Raw genomic sequence first — 3,824 nt, 5'->3', positions numbered from 1 at the left:
GCATTTACGGGAGAAAAAATCGGCTCAAACATGAAGAAATGAAATGACTGAGTCAGCCGAGAAGAATTTCCCCGCTTATTCGCACCTTCCCTAAAGTGTTTGCCTTCGTCTACTTTGCTCTACGACAGCGAACAGCTACCAACAATAAAGAGGCCAATAGATAGAGCGCAAGGGAAATTCCTTCTTGGGCATATGGTTTCCCAATAGCTGAATACCACAGTACAAACACAAGAAAAAAAGATACAGTTGTGCTTGTTAGAATTACCGAAATACGGTTCTTTAACACTCTCTTTAAAAATACCACCTCAAGTAACTTAGATATTAAATAAATGCCAAACATTGCACCAAGCACTGAACCAATAAAATATGCCATTTATTTCCCTTTCGGCTAATTGTGATTATAGTAACCATACTATAACGATTCATCTTCGGCGGGGGGCAGCGTGTGAAATCTGCGATCTTTGTCGCAAAATTCACACTAATAAAAATCTCGCATGTTGGGCTTCGCAAGCTCAGCACCAACCTACGCGGCTAATTAATGTCGTAGGTTGCGGTTGAGCGGAGCAGGAAAATCCAAAATCTAGCAAAATCTAGGACACCCACCTTTTTGACAGCGGCGTATCTCGTATGTTGGGCTCCGCAAGCTCAGCACCAACCTACACCGCTAATTAATGTCGTATCTCGTATGTTGGGCTTTGCAAGCTCAGCGCCAACCTACACGGCCAATTAGTATAGAGGAATCTGGGACACCCACCTTTTTGTATGGGGCGTAACGCCACCAAATCCCACGCTACCGCCCATGGATTACAGCTTCCAATATGCTCCATTGACCAGCGAGGGCAGTGGCCCATCGCAGTTCAACAGGTTCCAGATAGCCACTGTAAGACAAACGAAACTACCCAAGCGAGCCTTAAAATGATGTAACCATCGGAATCACATCGTTTTTTGAACTTGATCAGCAAATTGTGCAATCTGGGGGTGAAATCTGGGACACCCACCTTTTTGACAGCGGCGTAGCCCTGTACTTGGCTTGAGGTGTCACTGTCAGGGAGTGAGCCATGACCATTGCCCGTTCACGTCAAATCAGTTTGCAGGATACGCCTTACTACCATGTGGTCAGTCGCTGTGTGCGGCGGGCGTTTCTGTGCGGGGAAGATGCCCACTCCGGCCAGAGTTACGAGCATCGGCGTCAGTGGGTAGTGGACAAGTTGGGCCAATTGTCGCGACTGTTTGCCATCGGTGTGTGTGCCTATGCGGTGATGAGCAATCACTATCACCTGGTGCTCAAGGTCGAGTCGGATACCGCTGCCAATTGGAGCGAGCGGGAGGTGGCCGAGCGTTGGGCGGCGCTGTTCCAGTGGCCGCTGCTGGTACGACGCTGGTATCAGGGGGAATCCCTGATTGAGCCCGAACTGGCCGTGGTGCAACAACTGATAGGACAGTGGCGGGATCGCCTGCATTCCATCAGCTGGTTTGTGCGGTTGCTCAACGAAAACCTGGCTCGGCAGGCCAATCGGGAAGATGGTTGTAAGGGCCATTTCTGGGAAGGGCGCTTCAAGAGCCAGGCCTTGCTCACCGAATCAGCCCTGCTGGCCTGCATGGCCTATGTTGATCTCAATCCGATACGAGCGGGATTGTCCGATCGGCCCGAGCAGAGCGATTACACCAGCCTCAAGCAGCGTCTCGATGGCGAGCAGTCCGCCGCCCCATTGCCGCCGTTGCTGTTGCCATTCGCGCACGAAGCGCGACCCGATAGCCTGGCATATACCTTTGCGGATTACCTGATGCTGGTGGACTGGACAGGTCGCGCCATCCGAGTGGACAAACGGGGCCATATCCCAGTTTGTCTTGCCCCCATCCTGACGCGGCTGGGGGTGGACGAGGTGCGCTGGCTCAAGCAAGTGACGCTGTTTCGGCGCCAGGGCATCAGAGTGGTGGGTGACAAAGAGCATTGTCAGCAGTTTGCCTGGCACTGTGGCCAGCGACGGTGTCATCAACCATCCCTTTGAGTGATGAATGCTCGCATCATAACAACGTCCGGTATCGCGCCATCACCCCGCCGGTGTGATCGCATCTGAATTGGCGTCATCGATGCCAAGACATTCTCTTTAATCCCCCGAGTTTCACAAATGCCATCGCAAATGCTGGATGACAAGTTGTGCTGGGCGCTGGATGAGGGCTTTCTCCAAAAGATGGCTGTCCTGATAAGGCGCCATGAATTGGCGTCATCGATGCCAAGACATTCTCTTTAATCCCCCCGAGTTCCACAAATACCATCGCAAATGCTGGATGACGAGTTGTGCTGGGCGCTGGATGAGAGCTTTCTCTAAAAGATGGCTGTCTTGATAACTCTTTCTCCAAAAGATGGCTGTCCTGATAAGGCGGGTTGGGGAAAAGGGGCTATCGGCCCTTTGTTATCAGGCCGTTTTTTCACAACGCTGCGACACCGTGGGTGTTGCTTGAGCAGGTGATTTTTGCATCAGTGAAACAGAGTGGGTGATATGGTTCCTCCAATGGAACAATTCGTACACAAAGATGGCTGTCCCAAATGAAGAAAGGCTTTGTTATCTTGCTGGATACGTTGGCAAGGGCGAGTCACGTGGAACGTTCAAGTCAGGAGCAATCTGTACAGATCTAGTTATCACCTGACACCGGCCTCAAACCGGTGTCTTGTTTACGCTACTTTAGTGCGCACTTCCTTCGGTATCAATTTCAGACCCTTTTTGAACATGCTGTAGGGAGTCTGTCCTTCCATCATCCTGCCTTGATGTGGCCGCTGGGTGTTGTAGTGATCCAGATAGCTGTCCAGGTCTGTCTGCATCTGCTCTACCGACTCATACCAGGTTGTCCTCCCCTTGATACGGAAGTGTTCATCCAGCAGGGTGCGATGTAGCCGCTCGATAAAGCCGTTGCTCTGCGGCCTGCGTACCTTGGTGGTCCGGTGCTCAATCCCCTCCAGTTGCAGGAACAGCTCGTAGGGATGATGGTCAGGGCGGCCGCAGAACTCGCGCCCGTTGTCCGACAGGATGGTATAGACCCGCGCCTCATGGGCTTCGAAGAACGGCAATACCGTTTCATTGAGCACATGAACCGAGGTCACCGGCAGCTTGCTGGTGTAGAGCCGTCCCCAGGCGTGGCGGCTGTAGCAGTCCAGTACGGTTTGCAGATACACCTTGCCCACCCCCTTGAGTGCGCCGACGAAGAAGGTGTCGACCGCCACCAGTTCCCCGGTGTAGTGGACCTCAATCTGGCGTTCGCGAAACTCGGGGCTGAAGCGTTCTAACAGGCGAATCTGCTCGTCATTGAGCTCAATGGTCTGCTCCCGGTGGGTTTTCTCGAGGCGCAACAAGCGGTCGTGTTTGGAGAGCAAGTCGTGACGTTGCCACACGCCACGCACACCACCCGCACTGACATTGATGCCTTGCAGAGCCAGTTCTTGGGCGACCCGCAGCGGGCCATGAGTTGGTCTGGTGAGGGAGTAATCGAGGATGGCCTGTTCAATCTCAGGAGCGACCCGATTGGGATGAGCCCCTTTACACCCGGGCAATTTGTCGAGCAATCCCTCGGCGCCATAGGTCTGGTAGTTACGGCGAATTTCGTAGAACTGCTGACGGCTGTAGCCGATGAGCTTGCAGGCTTTGCTGACATTATTGAGCTCTTTGGCGAGCTCTAGCAGGCTGAGTTTGCGACGTGCTACTTTCTCGTTGGTGGTCATACGGTGACTCCGGATAACACGGTAGGGGTACCGTTTTGTTATCCGGTTTGAAGCCGTATGACCACTCCCTTTTGTGGGCAACTGTCAGGTGAATACCATCTCCATACAA

2 protein-coding genes are annotated in these 3,824 nt (G+C 52.9%); one reads left to right on the top strand and one right to left on the bottom strand.

Annotated features, from left to right (window positions below; all coding sequences use genetic code 11):
• Window positions 1-1,058: 1,058 nt before the first annotated feature.
• Window positions 1,059-2,009: a transposase gene (locus AB5Y64_RS12230; RefSeq protein WP_053288170.1), complete on the top strand. Its 951-nt coding sequence runs from the start codon at window positions 1,059-1,061 to the stop codon at window positions 2,007-2,009.
• A 665-nt stretch (window positions 2,010-2,674) separates the two neighbouring features.
• On the opposite strand, the gene AB5Y64_RS12225 is transcribed toward AB5Y64_RS12230, so the two are convergent.
• The gene (locus tag AB5Y64_RS12225; RefSeq protein ID WP_042017433.1) at window positions 2,675-3,715 is read right to left on the bottom strand and encodes an IS481-like element ISAs19 family transposase; all 1,041 of its coding nucleotides are present in this window, start codon (window positions 3,713-3,715) and stop codon (window positions 2,675-2,677) included.
• Window positions 3,716-3,824: the final 109 nt, after the last annotated feature.

It is taken from the genome of Aeromonas sp. R5-1 (assembly GCF_040908265.1).
GTDB classification, from domain to species: domain Bacteria; phylum Pseudomonadota; class Gammaproteobacteria; order Enterobacterales; family Aeromonadaceae; genus Aeromonas; species Aeromonas caviae.
Note: the sequence above shows the minus strand (reverse complement) of the source record. Positions and strands in the feature narration are given on the sequence as shown.